Here is a 16,313-nt window from a genome sequence, read left to right as displayed (position 1 = left end):
CCGATGACCGCCCGGCCGCCGGAACGCTGCCAGCAGAGCCTGGCCCGATGGCGCAGCGCCGTCGAGGCGGACCTGCTGCGCCGCCGAGCGGCGATGCCCGGGCGCAAGCCGAACCTGCGTCGCAAGAAGGGTCGGATCGCGGTGGTCACCGATTCCTCCTGCTCGCTTCCGGTGGATCGCCACACCCAGGAGGTGCTGCTCGGGCAGATGGGCGCCAATATCGTCGCCGTTCCCATCCCGGTCATGATCGGCGGGCAGATGTACCCGGAGACCAGCGCCGAACTTGACCGGGACCTGCCCCTGGCCCTGGCTCAGGGCGCGGAGGTGCGCACCTCCCGACCCTCACCGGGCCGGTTGTTGGAGTCCTACCAGAAGCTCAAGGACCAGGGCTATGCCGGGGTGGTCTCGATCCATCTCTCGGGCGAGCTCTCCGGGACCGTGGACGCGGCACGTCTTGCCGCCGGTCAGCTGGACTTCCCGGTGACCGTTCTGGACTCCGCGCAGGCAGGGCTCGCGCTGGGGCACAGCGTCATCGACGCCGCGATGACCGCCCAGCTCGGGGGAACCCTCTCAGCGGTCGCGGAGTCCGCGACCCGCACCGCCCGGGCCTCGGAGTCCCTCTTTGTGCTGCCTCAGCTGGACCAGCTGCGCCGCGGCGGGCGGATCAATGCGATGGCGACCCTCATCGGCGGCCTGCTCTGGGTCAAGCCGCTCCTGCAGCTGGTCGACGGTGAGATCCACCCCGTGGAGCGGCCCCGCACCATGGTGCGCGCTCTGGAACGCCTTCAGGTGCGAGTCACCGAGAAGGCCCACTCGATGCAGGCCCCCCGACTCGCCGTCCACGGCTTCGGCAATGATCTGCAGGCGCTGCAGCTCGCCGAGGCGCTGCAGCCGCTCTCCGCGACTCCCATCCCCGTGGTTGACCTTCCACCCGCTCTGGCCGCACATCTCGGTCTCGGAGCGCTTGCCGTCTCGCTGAGCCCCACGCCCTGATCCTGCCGGCGCGGTTCTGTTCCGGCGCCTGAGTGCTGGGCGAGTTTTCCCCAGCGCACTGCCCACGACGACGACGGGCGCAGCCGCACACAGGAACGAGGTCTGCGTCCGCGCTGAATCCGCCGCGCTCTAGCCTGACCGTATGGAGGCCTGGCCGGAGGACGAGCTGTCACGTCGGGAGCGGCTGCGCGCACAGCGCGAGGCTGCCCACGCCGCGCCCGCCCGGATCGGCCTGAAGCTAACTGCAGTCGTCGTCATCGTCATCGCGCTGCTCGCCTGGCTGGTGGTCTCCTGGTTCACGAGCGCGCGATCGGCCTCCGCGCCGTTGCCGGAACCGCCCGCGCTGGTCACGGGCGGGCCAGAGGCGGGCACGCCCGAGGCGGGTGCGGCACCCGAGAGTGTCGCCTCTGGCAATGCTCCAGAGGGTGACCCAGAGTCTGTCCCCGGGTCAGGAAGCGGTGCGACGCACGGTGACTCGCAGGGCCCGGCAGGTCCGAACGCTGCAGGTCCCAACGTTTCTGCTCCCAACGCTGCAGCGCCCGGCACCGAGGGTGCGGGGGAGTCGGTGGTTCACGTCAGCGGTGCCGTGAAGGATCCCGGTGTGGTGGAGCTGCCCCCTGGTTCCCGGGTGCATGAGGCGATCGAGGCGGCCGGAGGCATGACCAAGGAGGCGGATCCGGGAGGTCTGAACCTTGCGGCACCGGTCCAGGACGGCACGTTGATCTGGGTCCCCACACCCGAGGAGCTCGAGAGCGGAGCCGGGCCACCGGGACAGGCGCAGAATCCTGTGCCCGGCGCCGGTCAGGAGCCCGGGCAGTCTGGCCCCTCCGCCGAAGGGTCGGCGCAGCTCATCAACCTCAACACCGCCGATGCCCAGACTCTGGATGAGCTGCCAGGTATCGGACCCGCGCTGTCCGAGCGGATCATCGCCCACCGGGAGACCAACGGCCCGTTCGGTTCCCTGGAGGAGCTGGCTGCAGTCAGCGGCATCGGCCCGGTCATCCTGGCCGATGTGGAAGGACTGGTCACCTGGTGAAGGATCGCCGGCCCCTGGACCTGCGACTGCTCCCGACGGCGCTGGCAGCCTGGGCAGCAGGGCTGGCGTCGGTTCATCTCGCGTGGGAACAGGCACTCCAACTGGGCTGGACGTTGGTCGTGGCCGGAGCGCTGCTGACCGCTACGGCGTGGCTGCTGAACCGGCTGGCCACCCACGTCGTCCCGCTGCACGTTCTCTTGTGCTGCGTGGTGGCCGGCCTGGTCGCGCTGACTGCAGGTGCACAGGGTCGTGAGCTGAGCGACCGAGGGTGGGAAGAAGCAGTCCAGTCAAAGGCACCGGTGACCGTGACCGCCAGAATCATGGGACAGCCGAGAATCCTTGTGGGGACGGGATTCGAGGGTGAGGACCAGGTCCTGGCTCAGGCGGTGGTGGAACAGGCACAGTGGCCGGGAGAGTCAGTCCCCATCCCGGTGGACGCTCCGGTGGTGATCATCGCGTCTGTCGTCGAAGACGAGGAGCCCTTCACCGCAGGGCACCGCTACCAGGGTCTGGTGCGGCTCACACCGACGGACCCGGGTGAACGCGCGAGCGCCCTGGCGTTCCCCTTCGGAGAGGACTTGGCACGGATTCCAGCCGATGACCGTACTGAGACCGCTGACATCTTCAACCGGCTGCGGGAAGGCACCACCGAGGCATCAGCCCACGCGGTCGGAGACGCGCCGGCCCTGCTGCCTGGTCTCATCCTCGGAGATCGATCCCGGCAGGACGCCGATCTCAGCGAAGCGATGCGCGAAGCTGGCCTGAGCCATCTGACCGCGGTCAGCGGGGCCAACTGTGCGCTGGTGATGGGATCGCTGATGGGTCTGGTGCGACTCGTGCGGCTTCCACGCTGGTCCACCGTGCCGGTCGCGCTCCTCGGACTGGTGCTCTTCGTGCTCCTGGTCCACCCCGAGCCGAGCGTGATCCGAGCCGGGGTGATGGGCAGCATCTCGGCACTGGCCCTCTTCGCGGGGCGCGGACGGTCCGCGTTCTCGCTGCTGTGCCTGTGCGTGGTCGGACTGCTGATCGTTGATCCGTTCTACGCCGTTGAACCTGCCTTTCAGCTTTCTGCAGCGGCCACCGCCGGGATCGTCGTCGTCGGGACCCGTATCAAGGAGAGGCTTGAACGGTTCATGCCCGCATGGCTCGCCGCTCCGCTAGCGCTGGCCTTCTCCGCTCAGCTGTTCGTGGCCCCAGTGCTGCTTCCGCTCTCCGGTGGAGTGAACACCTACGCGGTGCCGGCGAATCTGCTTGCCGCGCCCTTCGTCCCGTTCGTCACGGTCCCTGGAACCTTCGCCGCGATCATCTCCACGGTGTTGCCGTGGGCCGCCATCGGCATCCTCTGGTGCTCCGGGCTTGCCGCAGCCTGTCTGGGGCTCATCGGCCGCGCTGTTGCCTCGCTTCCCCAGGCCTTGGCCCCCTGGCCCCAAGAAGGACTCGGGGTGGCGCTGACCGTCCTCTACCTCAGCGCGGCGCTGATCTTGGCGATCGGCCTGGTCGGCCGATTCCGGCGCTGGCACGCACCGGTGCTCGCCGCCGCGGCAGGGGGCCTGCTGGCGGTGGTGCTGCCCGCCGCTGTCCTGGTGCCGCCTGCACTGCCTGCGGCATGGCGGGTGGCGCTGTGCGATGTCGGCCAGGGGGACATGCTGGTGGTGCGCACCCAGGAATCGGCGGGGATCGTGGTCGATGCCGGGGAGGACCCGACGCTGGCAGAGGCGTGTCTCGCCCGCTTGCAGATCCACACCGTGGAGGCGCTGCTGGTGACGCACGAGCATCGAGACCACTATGGCGGCGTGGAGGGGGTAATCGCCAAGGATGAACCCGGCATGGTGCTCTACTCGGCCAGCGAAGGGTGGGACCTCGATGCCGAGGTCGGAGCAGTTGCGGCTCTTCCGCAGAGCGTGACGGTGCATCGCGCCCGGCCGGGGGACACCCTGGCCTATACGGAGCAGCTGACGGTCCGGTTGCGAGTCTGGTCCGCCGATGCGCACCACGCGGAAGCCAATGACAACTCCTTGGTGGCCTTCTTCGAGGTCAGCGATCCTGAGCTGCCTGCTGGCGTGGTGGGATCCGCGCAGGACCCGCTCACGCTGCTCACCCTCGGGGATATGGAGGAAGAGGCCGCGGCGGCCATGATCCGAGGCGAAGGTCTGCCCGAGGAGGTCCACCTGCTGAAGGTCGCCCACCACGGTGCGGCCAACGGCGGGACCGAGCTGCTCCAGGCCACTCACCCCGAGGTGGCGTTGATCGGGGTGGGGGAGGACAACACCTATGGCCATCCTGGACCGTCGATCCTGCGCACTCTGGAGGAGGACCTGGGCGCCGCCGTGTACCGCACGGACATCCACGGCACTGTGGTGATCGGTGCGGCCCGTGATGGTCTGGAGGTCTCAGCGCTGCCGTGAAGCGTGCCGACGCAGCGTCGAGCCGCTCGGCGAACGCCCACACTGTGAGCGTTCGCCGACTGAAGCGCCGTCGGGACGCCCTACTGGCAGGTGGTGACGTCCTCGGCCGTGGTCACCCAGTCGGGCAGATCGCTGCGGAACGCATCGGCGATTCGCTGATCTGAGGTGATGGACCAGCGAACGATTCCGTCAGCCTCCGGCTCGTGCTTGTCCCAGTTGAACCAGTTGATGAGCCGGATGTTGGGAAACTCCGAACGCGTGTTCTCTGAAAAGACCTGCTGCCACCACGCGCGCCTGATCTCCAGCGCATAGTCGGAATTGGCCTCCTCGGTCACGAACGCAGCAGTCTCCGGAATGGCCAGCGGCTTGTCGCGGTCCTCGGAATAGATCGCGTAGAAGTCAGGAAGACCGCTCTCGTCCCCTCCAATCCCGTCATAGGTTCCACGCAGCTGTGCCGCGAACTTCTCGGTCTCGGGCAGATTATTGCCACCCCAGGGATAGGTGCTGCCCCAGTGGTACAGCGTCATTCCGACCCAGTCGACGGCGTCGTCCCCCGGGTAATAAGGCTGGTAGGGGTCATCGGCTTCGGTGAGCTCGCCATCCTTGTCGGTGTCCAACGCATCAAAATCTGCGGTGCCAGCCTAGGGCGCGTACTGCCCACCCGTGAAGGGGTATCCACCGCCGTAGTTCGGAGCCCACATCATCTGTGTCGCCGGCGTCTGCTCATGGACCGCGGCGGCCACGGCCCGGAAAGTGTCCACGAAGGCCTGCGGCTGCTGACCCCAGGGGTACCAGAATCCGTTCATCTCGTGGGCGAAGCGGAGCAGGACCGGAACCTGCTTTCCATTGACCTCTGCGAGCAGGTCGGTGAGTTCCTGGATGGATTCATCGGTCACGGCGTCGAGGCCGTCATGGGGTTCCAAAGTCAGCACCAGCACGCCACCCAGGCCGTTGACCTGATCCGCTGCGGCCAACACGTTCTGCGCCTCCTCGGAGGTGAACGGCAGTCCGATGAACTGCACAGCCGCGCCTGGTTCGACCCCCGTGGTGGTGGCGAACTCCTGCAGCGTCTGGACTCCCCAGTCGGGATTCACCCCGAAGGTCGTCCGATCTGCGGGCAGAGCCCGATCCGGGGGCGCCACCGCGCATTGAGCCGACGCCTCGTCCTCCGAGTCCCCTCCCTGGGCGGGTCATCCGGCACACCCGACCGCCAGAGCACCCACGGTGGCCGTGGTCAGTGCGGGATGAAGGAAGCTGAATCGGCGTCGCAAGCGGTCTGTCTCCCTAGGGTCTGGTGACGCGGCAGGTGACACCATTCATAACATGACTCAGGGGGGCGCCAGCATGAGCTGGCACCCCCCTGAGTGGTACGTCGTGATGCGGACTGAATCAGCCGGCGACGGGCAGCTTCAGCTGATCGCCGACGAAGATCAGGTTGGGATCCTCGACGAGATCGCCGTTGGCGCTCCACAGCTCGTTCCAGTCGACGCCCAGTGCGGCGGCGATGCTGGTGAGGGAGTCACCGGACTGCACGATGTAGGTCTCGCCCGAGACCTGCACGTCGGAGCTGGGCTGCTCGACGCTCTGCGGGGCAGGAGCTGACTGGACCTCAGTCTGCGGAGCCTGCTGCTGGGGTGCTGGCTCAGGAGCAGGGGCTGGCTCGGGTGCTGGCTCAGGCGCGGGAGCCTGCTGTGCCGGGGCCGGCTCGGGTGCAGGCTCAGGTGCTGGCTCGGGGGAGCCGCCGCCACCCGGGTTGCCGGAGAGGCCGAGCTGCGCGGAGCAGGAAGGCCATGCGCCCCAGCCCTGGGCTTCCCAGAGCTGGTGAGCGCGGCTGATCTGCTCAGACTTGCTGGCCTGGCTGGGGAGACCGGAGCCGCCCACTGCCTGCCAGGACTGCTGGGAGAACTGCAGGCCACCGTAGTAGCCGTTGCCGGTGTTGATGGACCAGTTGCCACCGGACTCGCACTGTGCGAGCTGATCCCACTGGGAAGCTGCGCTTGCTGCGGGAGCCTGAGCGATGACGCCTGCGCCGGCCAGAGTGGCCACGGCAAGTCCGCCGCCGAGTGCCTTCTTGAAAGTCTGCTTGGTCTGCATGAGGTTCAGTCCCGAAGTCCCTGCACTCGTGACCCTCCCGGGCCGTCCTCGTGTCACCGTCCGCCTTCATAACGTGTGGCGGTCAATTTTCACCCGAGTCGGTATGGACGGTGGTGGGGCGCCGACTCCGGTGCTTCCGTGAATGTCGCTGGACGGGCCTGGGAACGGAGGCCCAGTAATCACAGCGGCATCACAGAAGATGTCCGTGTACTAGTAAAAGGTCTCGATTTGATTGCGTCAACCGGGGTTATGGGTGGTGGGGGTACCCGAAAACCCTGAAATCACAGGGAAGCAGGCCCGTTATCTACCCGTTATCAACGTTTCTGTGAAAAACATGTGAGTGCCGGATCACACGATGCCGTGCGCTGATCGCCGCTGCTCGGCGCCTTCCACGATGTGGGAATTTCGCTGTATCCCACCCCAAGTGCTCCCGTCTGGTGCAAGAATCACCTCATGGACAGTGTGGATCGGGCAATCATTGCCGCGTTGCGCGAAGACGGACGCATCTCCAACGCCGCTCTGGCGCAAAAGGTGGGCCTGACCGCCGGACCCTGCCTGCGCAGAGTCCAACGACTCGAAGCAGACGGCGTCATTCTCGGCTATACCGCCGACATCAATCCGGAGGCGCTGGGACAGTCCTTCGAGGTGGGACTGGACATCGAGCTCAAGTGGGGGGACCGCGAGACCGTCGAGCGCTTCGAGAACACCATGGCCAGCTACGAGGAGGTCCTTGAGCTGCTCCGACTCTTCGGCTCGCCCGACTACTTCGTGCGCGTGGCTGTGGCAGATCTGCACGCCTACGAGAGATTTCTCACCAAGAAGGTGCTGACCATCCCTGGAGTGCAGGGCACGGACTCCGCATTCCCGATGAAGATCATCAAGAGTCAGCGGCCGCATCTGAACACCGGAAAGTCCTTCGACGAGTGAGTAGGGCATGAGCCGCGCCCCGTGGTCCTCTGCGCGGCACCCCTCGCAGCTGATGCTGTTGGTCTCGGTGCTCATCGTGGCCGCGAATCTGCGTCCCGCCATCACTGCGGTGGGACCCTTGATCGAGCGGATCGGTGACGATACGGGCCTGGGCCCCGCCGCGCTCGGACTTCTGGGTGCGATTCCCGCGATGGGGTTCGGCGTCGTCGCGCTGTTCGTCGCGGCCGCCGGCCGCCGCTGGGGATTGGAACGCACCATCTTCTTCGCCCTGCTGTTCCTGGCGGCGGGAACCCTGCTGCGGTCCCTGCCGCTCGGGGGCTTCTCCCTCTTCGCCGGGACCATCCTCCTCAGTGCCGCGATCGGAGTGGGCAACGTGCTGGTCCCCGCCGTGGTCAAGCGTGACTTCCCCGGCCGGGTGCCTGCCGTGACCGGGCTGTACACGGCCGTGCTCGTCGGGTGCGCGGCCGTCGCCTCCGGCACCGCTGTGCCGGTGGCTGCCGCCCACGGCTGGGAGCTGACGCTCGGGGCCTCCGCGCTCCTCGCCCTTGTCTCTGCCGGAGTGTGGAGCACTCGGCTCCGGAGTGCGCGCCGCGATGCCGCTTCTGCGGCCGGAACCCCGCTGCTGACTCCCGAGCCTCCGGGCGGATCGATGTGGCGCTCCGCCGTGGCCTGGCAGGTCACGGGGTACTTCGCCCTGCAGTCGGGAATCTTCTACCTGATGCTCACCTGGTTCCCAGCGATCCAGACCTCCCATGGGTTCTCCGAAGCCAGTGCGGGGTTGTGGCTGGGCGCCTATCAGGCGGTCGGGATTGCAGCGAGCCTGGTCGTCGGGGCCGTGATGCAGCGCGCAGCGGATCAGCGGCTGACCCTGCTGGCGCTGGCGGGGATCATGCTGATCGGCGTGCTGGGCATGCTGCTGATCCCGTCCGCCATGCCTGCCTGGGCGGTGATCGCGGGCTTCGCCTCCGGGGGCAACCTCTTGGTGGGGCTGACCTTGATCAGCATGCGCGCCCGCACCTCCGCTGAGGCCAGCAGGCTCTCCGGAATGGCTCAGGGGGTCGGCTACCTGTTGGCCGCGGTGGGGCCGTTGCTCGCAGGGACGCTCTTCGAAGTGACTGAATCCTGGTCCCCGGTGCTCTGGATCACCGTGGCCGCTATTCTCGCGATGGCGGTGGTCGGCTCGTTCGCCGGGCGCAGGGTCGACGTGCTCTGAGGCTCTCGCCCCGAACTGAGACGCTGAGCCTCAGGGCCCTCCCGCCGGACCGAGCGCTGTCACTCACCCCTGGCGGGCCACGGCCGCCGCCGGCGTGAGGTCCAGCCGCCGCAGCGTCTGGGCATTCAGCGCGACCACCACCGTGGAGGCTGACATCAGCAGCGCCCCGATGCTCATCGGCAGCACGAACCCGATCGGGGCGAGCACACCTGCCGCCAGGGGAACAGAGATGAGGTTGTAGCCCGCAGCCCACCACAGGTTCTGCTTCATCTTCCGGTAGGTGGCACGCGAGAGCTCCATCACCGAGAGTACTGAACGCGGGTCGGAGGAGGCCAGGATGACGCCGGCGGAGCCGATGGCGACGTCGGTGCCGGCTCCGATGGCGATGCCGACGTCGGCCTGGGCGAGCGCGGGGGCATCGTTGACGCCGTCGCCGACCATCGCGACCGTGCGACCCTCGCCCTGGAGCTCCGCCACCTTGGCCGACTTGTCCTCGGGCCTCACGCCCGCGAAGACCCGGTCGATGTCGAGCTCTGCGGCGACGGTGTCGGCGACGGCCTGCGCGTCACCGGTGATCATGACCACCTGGACGCCTCTGGCGTGCAGCGCCTCCACGGCGTCCCGGGATTCGGAGCGGACCTCGTCGGCCAGTCGCAGCGCGCCGATGACGTCGCCGTCGGCGAGCACGTGCAGGATGATCGCGCCCTGGTCCCGCCAGCTCTGGGCCACTTCGAGCTCGTTGACCTCACGCTGCGTCAGGAGATGCGGGCCTCCCACCTCGATGACAGCACCGTCCACCTCTGCCCGGACCCCGACCGCGGGGGAGGAGGAGAAGTCCCGGGCCGAGGCTATGTGGAGACCCCGGGCTTGCGCGGCGCCGAGGATTGCTCGGGCCAGCGGGTGTTCGCTGTCGGACTCGGCGGCTGCCGCGAGGGCGAGCACGTCATCTTCGCCGCGCTCACCCTGAGGTGTGACGGCGGTGACCGTCGGCTCTCCCTTGGTCAGAGTTCCGGTCTTGTCGAAGAGTACGGTGTCCACCGTGCGCATCGACTCCAGAGCGAGGCGATCCTTGACCAGCACTCCGCCGCGGGCAGCGCGTTCGGTGGCGATGGACACGACCAGCGGGATGGCGAGACCCAAGGCGTGGGGGCAGGCGATGACCAGGACGGTGATCGTGCGCACCACCGCGCTGTCCGGAAGGCCGACCAGGGGCCAGACGATCGCGGTGATGATCGCGGCACCGAGCGCGAACCAGAACAGCCATGCGGCTGCCTTGTCCGCCAGGCGCTGAGCCCGTGAAGAAGAGCCCTGGGCGTCGCTGACAAGCTTCTGAATGCCCGCCAACGAGGTGTCATCACCGGTGGCGGTGATCTCCACGCGCAGCCCGGAGTCCGTGGCCACGGTGCCGGCGACCACCGGATCCCCGGTCTCGCGCCGCACCGGCTGCGATTCACCGGTGACCATCGATTCGTCCATGCTCGCCGAACCGTCGGTGATCCGCCCGTCAGCGGGGACTGCAGCCCCCGGGCGGACGACGACGACGTCGCCCACCTCCAGTTCGGCGGGGGAGACGGTGACGATGTCCTCGCCGTCGACCTTCTCGGCCTCGTCCGGGAGCAGGGCCGCGAGGGAGTCCAGGGCAGAGTTGGTCTGGGCGAGCGAGCGCATCTCGATCCAGTGGCCCAGCAGCATGATGACCACCAGGAGCGCCAGCTCCCACCAGAAGTTCAGCTCATGGTCCAGGAGTCTCAGCGTGGCACCCCAGGAGGCGATGAACGCGACGGTCAGCGCCAGGGCGATGAGCAGCATCATGCCCGGTTTGCGTGCGCGTGCCTCGCCCAGGCCCGCACTGAGGAAGGGCCAACCGCCCCAGAAGTAGACGACCGTTCCGAGTGCGGGGGAGACCCACCAGACCCAGGCTGCCTCGGGGAGGCTGTAGCCGATGAGGTCGGCGAACATGTCGTTGAAACCGACGACGGGTACAGCCAGCACAAGCATGATCCAGAACAGCCGGCGGAACTGAGCTACGTGGTCGCCATGACCGCCATGGCCGCCGTGGCCACTGTGACCGCCATGACCACTGTGGTGTTCGTGACCGCCGTGCTGCTCGTGGTCACGGTGCCGTTCGTGGGCGCTGTTGTCCGAGGGGGCATCGTCCTGTGCCGCCGTGTGAGAGGTCATGTTCTATCTATATACCCCATGGGGGTATAACTCAAGGGCAGCGCCACAGCGGTGTGGGGCAAGGCGGTCAGGAGGGCTCTGGGGTGAACAACTCTTCGATGGCGCATTCGAAGACGGCGGCCAGCCTGAAAGCCACCGGCAGAGAAGGGTCATAGCGGCCCTTCTCGATCGAGATGATGGTCTGGCGCGACACGCCGAGTTCATCGGCCAGCCGCTGTTGGGACCACCCCAGCCCCTGCCGACGCTGCGCAAGCGAGTTCTGCATCAGGCTTCGGATCTCTTCAGCCACTGGTGGCGCACCGCGAAATCGAGCATGGCAAACAGCACCAGGCCGGAGACGGCCCAGGTGAGGGGACCGTCGATCCACGCCACGGCGAAGCCGGCTGCTCCAAGACCGCCCACCAGGAGCACGTCTCCGAAGGCGCCGCTTGCGGCCTTGTCGTACCAGCCCGATTCGATGGAGTCATCGGGCTTCTCTAACGCACCAGCGAGCGTTGACCGATCCACGAGCAGGGCCCAGCCCAGCGCCGCGGAGGCAGGAAGGCTCATCATGGTCATCAGGGCGAAGGCGAGGATCGGGCGCTCGACGTCGCCGAGCGCCACGAAGAGTGCCCCCGCCCCGGTGGAGATCGCAGCGCCGATGGCCAGCGAGATGCTGATCAAAACGCCGGAACTGCCGCCAAAGCGTGCGCGTCCCCAGCGACTCCGTTTCATCGTGCCGCTTTCCATGTCGCCTCCTTGTCCACGGAGCAGATGCTCCGTCTGCTGCCTATGCAATGTCAATGAAGCTTTACATCCGGGTGTGTGCATGTCAAGGTCACTTGACTAGCGTTGGCGCGACCAGGTCAGTCGGGGCTGCACAGTCGTCGGGGGAGTTTCTTCCCCTGCGGCTGGTCAGTAGTCTCAGATGATGAGTACACAGCCTTGGTCCGCAGCGGATATGCCCTCGATGCGGGGCCGAACGGCAGTCGTCACCGGCGCCACCAGCGGAGTAGGGCTGGCGACGGCGAGTGCCCTGGCCCAGGCAGGAGCCCACGTGGTGCTCGCGGTGCGCAACACGCGGCGTGGTCAGGACGCGGCGCGGGCCATGAACGGCAGCACCGAGGTGCGAGAGCTCGACCTCGCCGATCTGGCCTCCGTGAGAGCCTTCGCGCAGTCCTGGACTGGCGCGATCGATGTCCTGGTGAACAACGCCGGAGTCGCCGGTGGTCGCGGCACCCGCACCAAGGACGGCTTCGACATGCAGTTCGGCACCAATCACCTGGGTCACTTCGCGCTGACCAATCTGATCTTGCCGCACATCTCAGATCGCGTGGTCACGCTCTCCTCCGGAGCGCACAAGGCAGGGGACATCCATTTCGACGACCTGGACCTGAGTCGGCGCAGGTACTCCCTCCCGCAGGCCTATGGGCAGTCCAAACTGGCGAATCTGCTGTTCACGCTGGAACTGCAGCATCGATTGGAGGAGGTCGACTCTCCCGTGCTCTCGCTGGCGGCGCATCCCGGCTACGCCGCCACCAGCCTCGGCACCCAGGGGCGGAGCAAGCTTCTGGTCTCCGCCGTGAATCTGGCGGGCCGCCTCTTCGCTCAGACGAGTGGGCAAGGGGCGCTGCCGTCACTTTACGCCGCGACGCAGGATCTCCCCGGGGCGAGCTATATCGGACCCGACGGGCGCGGGGAGCTTCAGGGCCACCCCACGATGGTCGGACGCTCGGACAAGGCGGCGGACCCCGAGCTGGCCCGGCGACTGTGGGAGGCCTCCGAGGAGCTCACCGGCATCGGATTCGGCCTCGAGCAGCGGTAGTTCAGCCGTGGCTGGCTGAGGTGTCAACCCGGACGCCCACGCCGTCCCCGCTGCACGAATCGCCCGTTGTGTCTCGCCATTGACTCGATCCCTCCTGTATTGGTGGGATGGAGCAATGGACGTCTTGTTCGGCTCACTGCTGCAGCTCGCTGGTGCAGTGACGTTGCTCTGGTCTGTCCACGTGAACAGCGCTTCGAAGCCGGACCGCCGCATTCCCCTTCTTCTAGGCAACCCGACCCGTGGTTCCCGGAAGGCTTATAGTCTCCAGGTGCTCGGCAACCTGTTCAATTTCGCCGGGATGTACATCTGGATCCAAATCATGGGAGCCCCCGGTGTCTTGATGCTCCTCGTGCCTCTCCTGCCCTGGCTCCTGGCGGGCATGCTGCACAACCGAAGAATCGCTCGGGCGTCGGTTCCCAGCGTGACCCCCGTCTCGCCGGAGCGGTTCCGCTAGTCGGAATCCCACACCTGGCCATAGGGTAGTGCCCCGTGAGCACTCAGACCCCTGCCTCCCAGTCCTCGACGCCGACGCCCCACGGGCGCTTCGACCGGTATTTCCACATCACCGAGCGCGGCTCGAGCATCGGGCGTGAGGTGCGCGGCGGGCTGGCGACGTTCTTCGCGATGTCCTACATCATCGTGCTCAACCCGCTGATCATCGGCGCCTCCGCCGACTCCACCGGCAATTTCCTGGGCGGCGGTTCGGAGCCGAACCTGCCCGCCGTCGCCGCTGCCACCTCGCTGATCTCAGGTCTGATGACCATCCTGATGGGTGTGATCGGTAAATTCCCGATGGCGGTCTCCTCCTCGCTGGGACTTTCGGCCTTCATCACCTACGGCATCGTGGTGCTGCCGGGGATGACCTGGGCCGACGCCATGGGCCTCGTGGTCATCGAAGGCTTCATCCTGCTGATCCTGGTGCTCACCGGATTCCGCTCGGCGATCTTCAACGCGGTTCCCGGGGCGCTGAAGACCGCCATCAGCGTGGGCATCGGTCTGTTCATCGCGTTGATCGGAATGGTCAACGCCGGTTTCATCCAGAACAACGGCGGCACCGGACTGGAGCTCGGCGTCGGCGGCTCGCTCTATGGGTGGCCCATTCTGATCTTCCTCATCGCGATGTTCGCTCTCTTCGCCATGTGGGCCGCCAAGATCCGCGGCGCGATCCTGTACTCAATCGTGGGGGCCACCGTCCTGGCCATCACCCTGGAATCGGTGTTCAACATCGGGCCACAGATCGCCGAGGATGGCACCGAGAACCCCTACGGCTGGGGCCTGACCGTGCCCACGCTGAACCAGGACTGGCTGACCATGCCGGACCTGAGTCTGCTGGGGGACTTCAACCTGCTGGGCTCCTGGCAGAGCATCGGCGTGGTCGCGGCCACGCTGGCGATCTTCACGCTGCTGCTGGCCAACTTCTTCGACCTGCTGGGCACCATGGTCGGCGTCTCCAACGCCGGGGGAATCAAAGACGCCGACGGCGACATCCCGCATTCCCGCCGCATCATGGTCGCTGACGCGGTCGGCACCATCGGTGGCGGCGTGGGCTCCACCTCAGTGAACTCCGGATTAATCGAGTCCACGGTCGGTGTGGGCGACGGCGCACGGACTGGTCTGGCGAACGTGGTCACCGGTGTGCTTTTCCTCGCCACGATCGTGCTGGCCCCGCTGGCAGCAGTGATCCCGACGGAGGCGGCCTCGGCCACCTTGGTGCTGGTCGGCTTCCTGATGATGCAACAGATCGTGCGCATCGACTGGACCGAGGTGGAGATGGCGATCCCGGCCTTCATGACCATCGTGGTCATGCCCTTCTCCTACTCGATCACCAACGGCATCGGCGCGGGATTCATCAGCTATGTGGCCATCAAGGTCTTCCGCGGTAAATGGGGAGAGGTGCACCCGCTGATGTATGTCACCGCGGTCCTGTTCGTGCTCTACTTCGTGTCCGGTCCCATCCAGAGCGCGCTCGGCGTCGGCTGAGCTCCACAAGACGCGGAACAGCGGATCGGGCCGCGGAGCCAGCTCGAACGCGTAGGTGCTGCGGCGGAATCAGCGCTCGGTTCTCGAGGCGTCGAGGCGTCGGCGAACTTCAGTGACGACGTTCTCTGGGTCCGCGACGCTCAGGACATAGGCCTTGCGTGCGTCCTGGACCTCGATCGTGGCCCCACCCACAAGAAGGCCAACTCTGCCGCTGGGAAGAACCCGGTAGCCCGCGCCTTCGAGGACGCCTGTCTCCCGCCCTTCCTCCACTGCAGTGATCTCGGCCCAGCGGAAGCTCGTTCGGAAGACCTTCATACAGCTGGCGTGCAATCCGTCGTTGTCGGCGGTGATCTTCACGCGCAGGAAGGCGACTGCCAAACCGATAAGGAGATTCAGCACCAAGACGGTGATTCCGAGACCTGGGGGAGCGAAGAGAAATGCAGGCAGGGCACTGAGTCCCAGGATCACGAAGAGGGGAACGGAGACACGTCGATTCAATCCGACGTCGGATACCAGTTGACTCGAAGAATTGCTCATTGAGTTCAGCGTATCAATCGCGATACTGCCTTTCCCCGTAGTGTCACGCCCCCGAACCGAGCGGGTACTTTCTGACTCATCAACGCTGTTTAAAGGACAACTCAGATGAGAAATCCTTTGTGGAACTCGGTGCTGGCGTGCTCACCGTTGGTGTGCTGGACGTGCGCGCGATGCTCTCCGTGCGAGGAAGTGGCGGGACATTCTCAGCGGGGGCCTCGTGGCCACTCTGACCTATCTTGTGACAGTTTATGTCGCTTCGCGGACGTCGAGATCCTCCACGAGAACCACTTCTACCATCTGAGCCAACTTTGACCACCTCACTGCGTTGTGGAAGACGAAGCATCAACTGCTTCGTCCCCCAGATCAACTTCTACAGGGGAACGGTCCCGCAGAAGGTATAGCTGCTCATAGTTATTTCTGAAGTCGTAATCGACGAAGGTATAGGCGATGGCCAGGGTCATTCCAGCTAAAAATATGCCTCTGATAGGCAACTTTTGGCTGGTCGAGAGGCGTGATGGAGAGCGTGGCGATGACTCCGGTTCAACGTAGCGATGACCGATCAAATGTCCGAACCCTTGGTGGTGATCAGCGACGGAAAGCGTCTGATTGGTAGTCCACAGGCTTGCTCTAAGCCTCTTGTGCAGCAGTGACGCGGCGGTTGTGCAGCGCGATGATCGCCATCGCTGGAGTCGCCATGACCGTGATGATGATTAGGGGAGTTGCCCACCGGGGGCCTAGGTCTGCGCCGAGGTAGATGGACCCAGCAACCAATAGTCCAGCCCCGAGCGCGCGAAAGAGGACGGAGCGGCCAGGATTGTCCTTGGGGCTTCTCCAGAACGGGATTTGAACGTCGGGATTCGCGCGGGAGGTGATGACCAGTGACGCGATCCAGAGGCCAGCGCCTGCGACGACGAGGCAAGAACTGATGATCAAGGACATGGTTTCAGGTAATCAGCTCATGGCGAGGGAATCAATGGAGTCATCGACTGTGGACACGGTGGTGCAGTCATGTCTGCAGGTGAAGCGTCGCGAAGATCATCGGTTTTCGAGACATGCCCGAGTTCTCTCGCGCGGCGTCATCCGTGTGGATCTGGGGCCGAGGGGTGTCCGCGGTCGCGAGACTCGCGCATAGCAACGTCACCC

Annotated in this window: 15 protein-coding genes; 8 read left to right on the top strand and 7 right to left on the bottom strand. The window is 66.2% G+C overall.

The window, feature by feature from the left end:
- Window positions 1-3: 3 nt before the first annotated feature.
- From H4W26_RS02495 to H4W26_RS02485, 3 genes are all read left to right on the top strand, one after another.
- Window positions 4-993 carry a DegV family protein gene (locus tag H4W26_RS02495; RefSeq protein WP_192590593.1) on the top strand — a complete coding sequence of 330 codons (990 nt, stop codon included), beginning with the start codon at window positions 4-6 and terminating at the stop codon, window positions 991-993.
- Window positions 994-1,135: 142 nt separating this feature from the next.
- Window positions 1,136-2,029 carry a ComEA family DNA-binding protein gene (locus H4W26_RS02490; RefSeq protein WP_192590592.1) on the top strand — a complete coding sequence of 298 codons (894 nt, stop codon included), beginning with the start codon at window positions 1,136-1,138 and terminating at the stop codon, window positions 2,027-2,029.
- Window positions 2,026-4,434: a ComEC/Rec2 family competence protein gene (locus H4W26_RS02485; RefSeq protein WP_192590591.1), complete on the top strand. Its 2,409-nt coding sequence runs from the start codon at window positions 2,026-2,028 to the stop codon at window positions 4,432-4,434. The genes H4W26_RS02490 and H4W26_RS02485 overlap by 4 nt, the downstream gene beginning before the upstream one ends.
- Window positions 4,435-4,514: 80 nt before the next feature.
- On the opposite strand, the gene H4W26_RS02480 is transcribed toward H4W26_RS02485, so the two are convergent.
- From H4W26_RS02480 to H4W26_RS02470, 3 genes are all read right to left on the bottom strand, one after another.
- The gene (locus tag H4W26_RS02480; RefSeq protein ID WP_192590590.1) at window positions 4,515-5,051 is read right to left on the bottom strand and encodes a glycoside hydrolase family 26 protein; all 537 of its coding nucleotides are present in this window, start codon (window positions 5,049-5,051) and stop codon (window positions 4,515-4,517) included.
- A gap of 24 nt (window positions 5,052-5,075) precedes the next feature.
- On the bottom strand, window positions 5,076-5,576 hold the full coding sequence (locus H4W26_RS13945) for a glycosyl hydrolase (protein ID WP_192590589.1): 501 nt from the start codon (window positions 5,574-5,576) through the stop codon (window positions 5,076-5,078).
- Between the two features lie 247 nt (window positions 5,577-5,823).
- The gene (locus H4W26_RS02470; protein WP_192590588.1) at window positions 5,824-6,528 is read right to left on the bottom strand and encodes a LysM peptidoglycan-binding domain-containing protein; all 705 of its coding nucleotides are present in this window, start codon (window positions 6,526-6,528) and stop codon (window positions 5,824-5,826) included.
- A 453-nt stretch (window positions 6,529-6,981) separates the two neighbouring features.
- Between H4W26_RS02470 and H4W26_RS02465 the strand changes: the two genes are divergently transcribed.
- On the top strand, window positions 6,982-7,455 hold the full coding sequence (locus H4W26_RS02465; RefSeq protein ID WP_192590587.1) for an Lrp/AsnC family transcriptional regulator: 474 nt from the start codon (window positions 6,982-6,984) through the stop codon (window positions 7,453-7,455).
- Between the two features lie 7 nt (window positions 7,456-7,462).
- The gene (locus H4W26_RS02460) at window positions 7,463-8,668 is read left to right on the top strand and encodes a CynX/NimT family MFS transporter (RefSeq protein WP_192590586.1); all 1,206 of its coding nucleotides are present in this window, start codon (window positions 7,463-7,465) and stop codon (window positions 8,666-8,668) included.
- 63 nt (window positions 8,669-8,731) lie between these two features.
- Here the strand turns inward: H4W26_RS02460 and H4W26_RS02455 are convergent, their stop codons facing one another.
- The 3 genes from H4W26_RS02455 to H4W26_RS02445 all read right to left on the bottom strand — a co-directional run bounded on the left by H4W26_RS02455 (window position 8,732) and on the right by H4W26_RS02445 (window position 11,578).
- Window positions 8,732-10,849 carry a heavy metal translocating P-type ATPase gene (locus H4W26_RS02455; RefSeq protein ID WP_192590585.1) on the bottom strand — a complete coding sequence of 706 codons (2,118 nt, stop codon included), beginning with the start codon at window positions 10,847-10,849 and terminating at the stop codon, window positions 8,732-8,734.
- Between the two features lie 67 nt (window positions 10,850-10,916).
- Window positions 10,917-11,114: a helix-turn-helix transcriptional regulator gene (locus tag H4W26_RS02450; protein WP_192590584.1), complete on the bottom strand. Its 198-nt coding sequence runs from the start codon at window positions 11,112-11,114 to the stop codon at window positions 10,917-10,919.
- Window positions 11,114-11,578, bottom strand: a complete 465-nt coding sequence (locus H4W26_RS02445; protein WP_192590583.1) for a hypothetical protein — start codon at window positions 11,576-11,578, stop codon at window positions 11,114-11,116. Before H4W26_RS02445 ends, H4W26_RS02450 begins: the two co-directional genes overlap by 1 nt.
- Before the next feature lie 181 nt (window positions 11,579-11,759).
- Here H4W26_RS02445 and H4W26_RS02440 point away from each other — a divergent pair, with 181 nt between their 5' ends.
- The 3 genes from H4W26_RS02440 to H4W26_RS02430 all read left to right on the top strand — a co-directional run bounded on the left by H4W26_RS02440 (window position 11,760) and on the right by H4W26_RS02430 (window position 14,633).
- Window positions 11,760-12,653, top strand: coding sequence for an oxidoreductase (locus H4W26_RS02440; RefSeq protein WP_225939563.1), 894 nt, complete (start codon window positions 11,760-11,762; stop codon window positions 12,651-12,653).
- Between the two features lie 115 nt (window positions 12,654-12,768).
- Window positions 12,769-13,107, top strand: a complete 339-nt coding sequence (locus H4W26_RS02435; protein ID WP_192590581.1) for a hypothetical protein — start codon at window positions 12,769-12,771, stop codon at window positions 13,105-13,107.
- Between the two features lie 35 nt (window positions 13,108-13,142).
- Complete coding sequence (locus H4W26_RS02430) at window positions 13,143-14,633, top strand: NCS2 family permease (RefSeq protein ID WP_192590580.1); 1,491 nt, start codon at window positions 13,143-13,145, stop codon at window positions 14,631-14,633.
- A 69-nt stretch (window positions 14,634-14,702) separates the two neighbouring features.
- On the opposite strand, the gene H4W26_RS02425 is transcribed toward H4W26_RS02430, so the two are convergent.
- A complete protein-coding gene (locus H4W26_RS02425) occupies window positions 14,703-15,170 on the bottom strand; it encodes a hypothetical protein (protein WP_192590579.1) in 468 nt (155 codons plus the stop codon).
- Window positions 15,171-16,313 lie beyond the last annotated feature (1,143 nt).

This window comes from Nesterenkonia halotolerans, from assembly GCF_014874065.1.
Taxonomy (GTDB): domain Bacteria; phylum Actinomycetota; class Actinomycetes; order Actinomycetales; family Micrococcaceae; genus Nesterenkonia; species Nesterenkonia halotolerans.
The sequence above is the reverse complement of the archived record's forward strand: the minus strand, read 5'-3'. Positions and strand labels throughout refer to the sequence as shown.

Excerpts from the sequence above, each read along its gene's own strand:
- H4W26_RS02460 (WP_192590586.1), top strand. The coding sequence starts at position 7,463 with ATGAGCCGCGCCCCGTGGTCCTCTGCGCGGCACCCCTCGCAGCTGATG.
- H4W26_RS02465 (WP_192590587.1), top strand. The coding sequence starts at position 6,982 with ATGGACAGTGTGGATCGGGCAATCATTGCCGCGTTGCGCGAAGACGGA.
- H4W26_RS02425 (WP_192590579.1), bottom strand. The coding sequence starts at position 15,170 with ATGAGCAATTCTTCGAGTCAACTGGTATCCGACGTCGGATTGAATCGA.
- H4W26_RS02470 (WP_192590588.1), bottom strand. The coding sequence starts at position 6,528 with ATGCAGACCAAGCAGACTTTCAAGAAGGCACTCGGCGGCGGACTTGCC.
- H4W26_RS02450 (WP_192590584.1), bottom strand. The coding sequence starts at position 11,114 with ATGCAGAACTCGCTTGCGCAGCGTCGGCAGGGGCTGGGGTGGTCCCAA.
- H4W26_RS02435 (WP_192590581.1), top strand. The coding sequence starts at position 12,769 with ATGGACGTCTTGTTCGGCTCACTGCTGCAGCTCGCTGGTGCAGTGACG.
- H4W26_RS02455 (WP_192590585.1), bottom strand. The coding sequence starts at position 10,849 with ATGACCTCTCACACGGCGGCACAGGACGATGCCCCCTCGGACAACAGC.
- H4W26_RS02495 (WP_192590593.1), top strand. The coding sequence starts at position 4 with ATGACCGCCCGGCCGCCGGAACGCTGCCAGCAGAGCCTGGCCCGATGG.
- H4W26_RS02445 (WP_192590583.1), bottom strand. The coding sequence starts at position 11,578 with ATGGAAAGCGGCACGATGAAACGGAGTCGCTGGGGACGCGCACGCTTT.
- H4W26_RS02440 (WP_225939563.1), top strand. The coding sequence starts at position 11,760 with ATGAGTACACAGCCTTGGTCCGCAGCGGATATGCCCTCGATGCGGGGC.
- H4W26_RS02490 (WP_192590592.1), top strand. The coding sequence starts at position 1,136 with ATGGAGGCCTGGCCGGAGGACGAGCTGTCACGTCGGGAGCGGCTGCGC.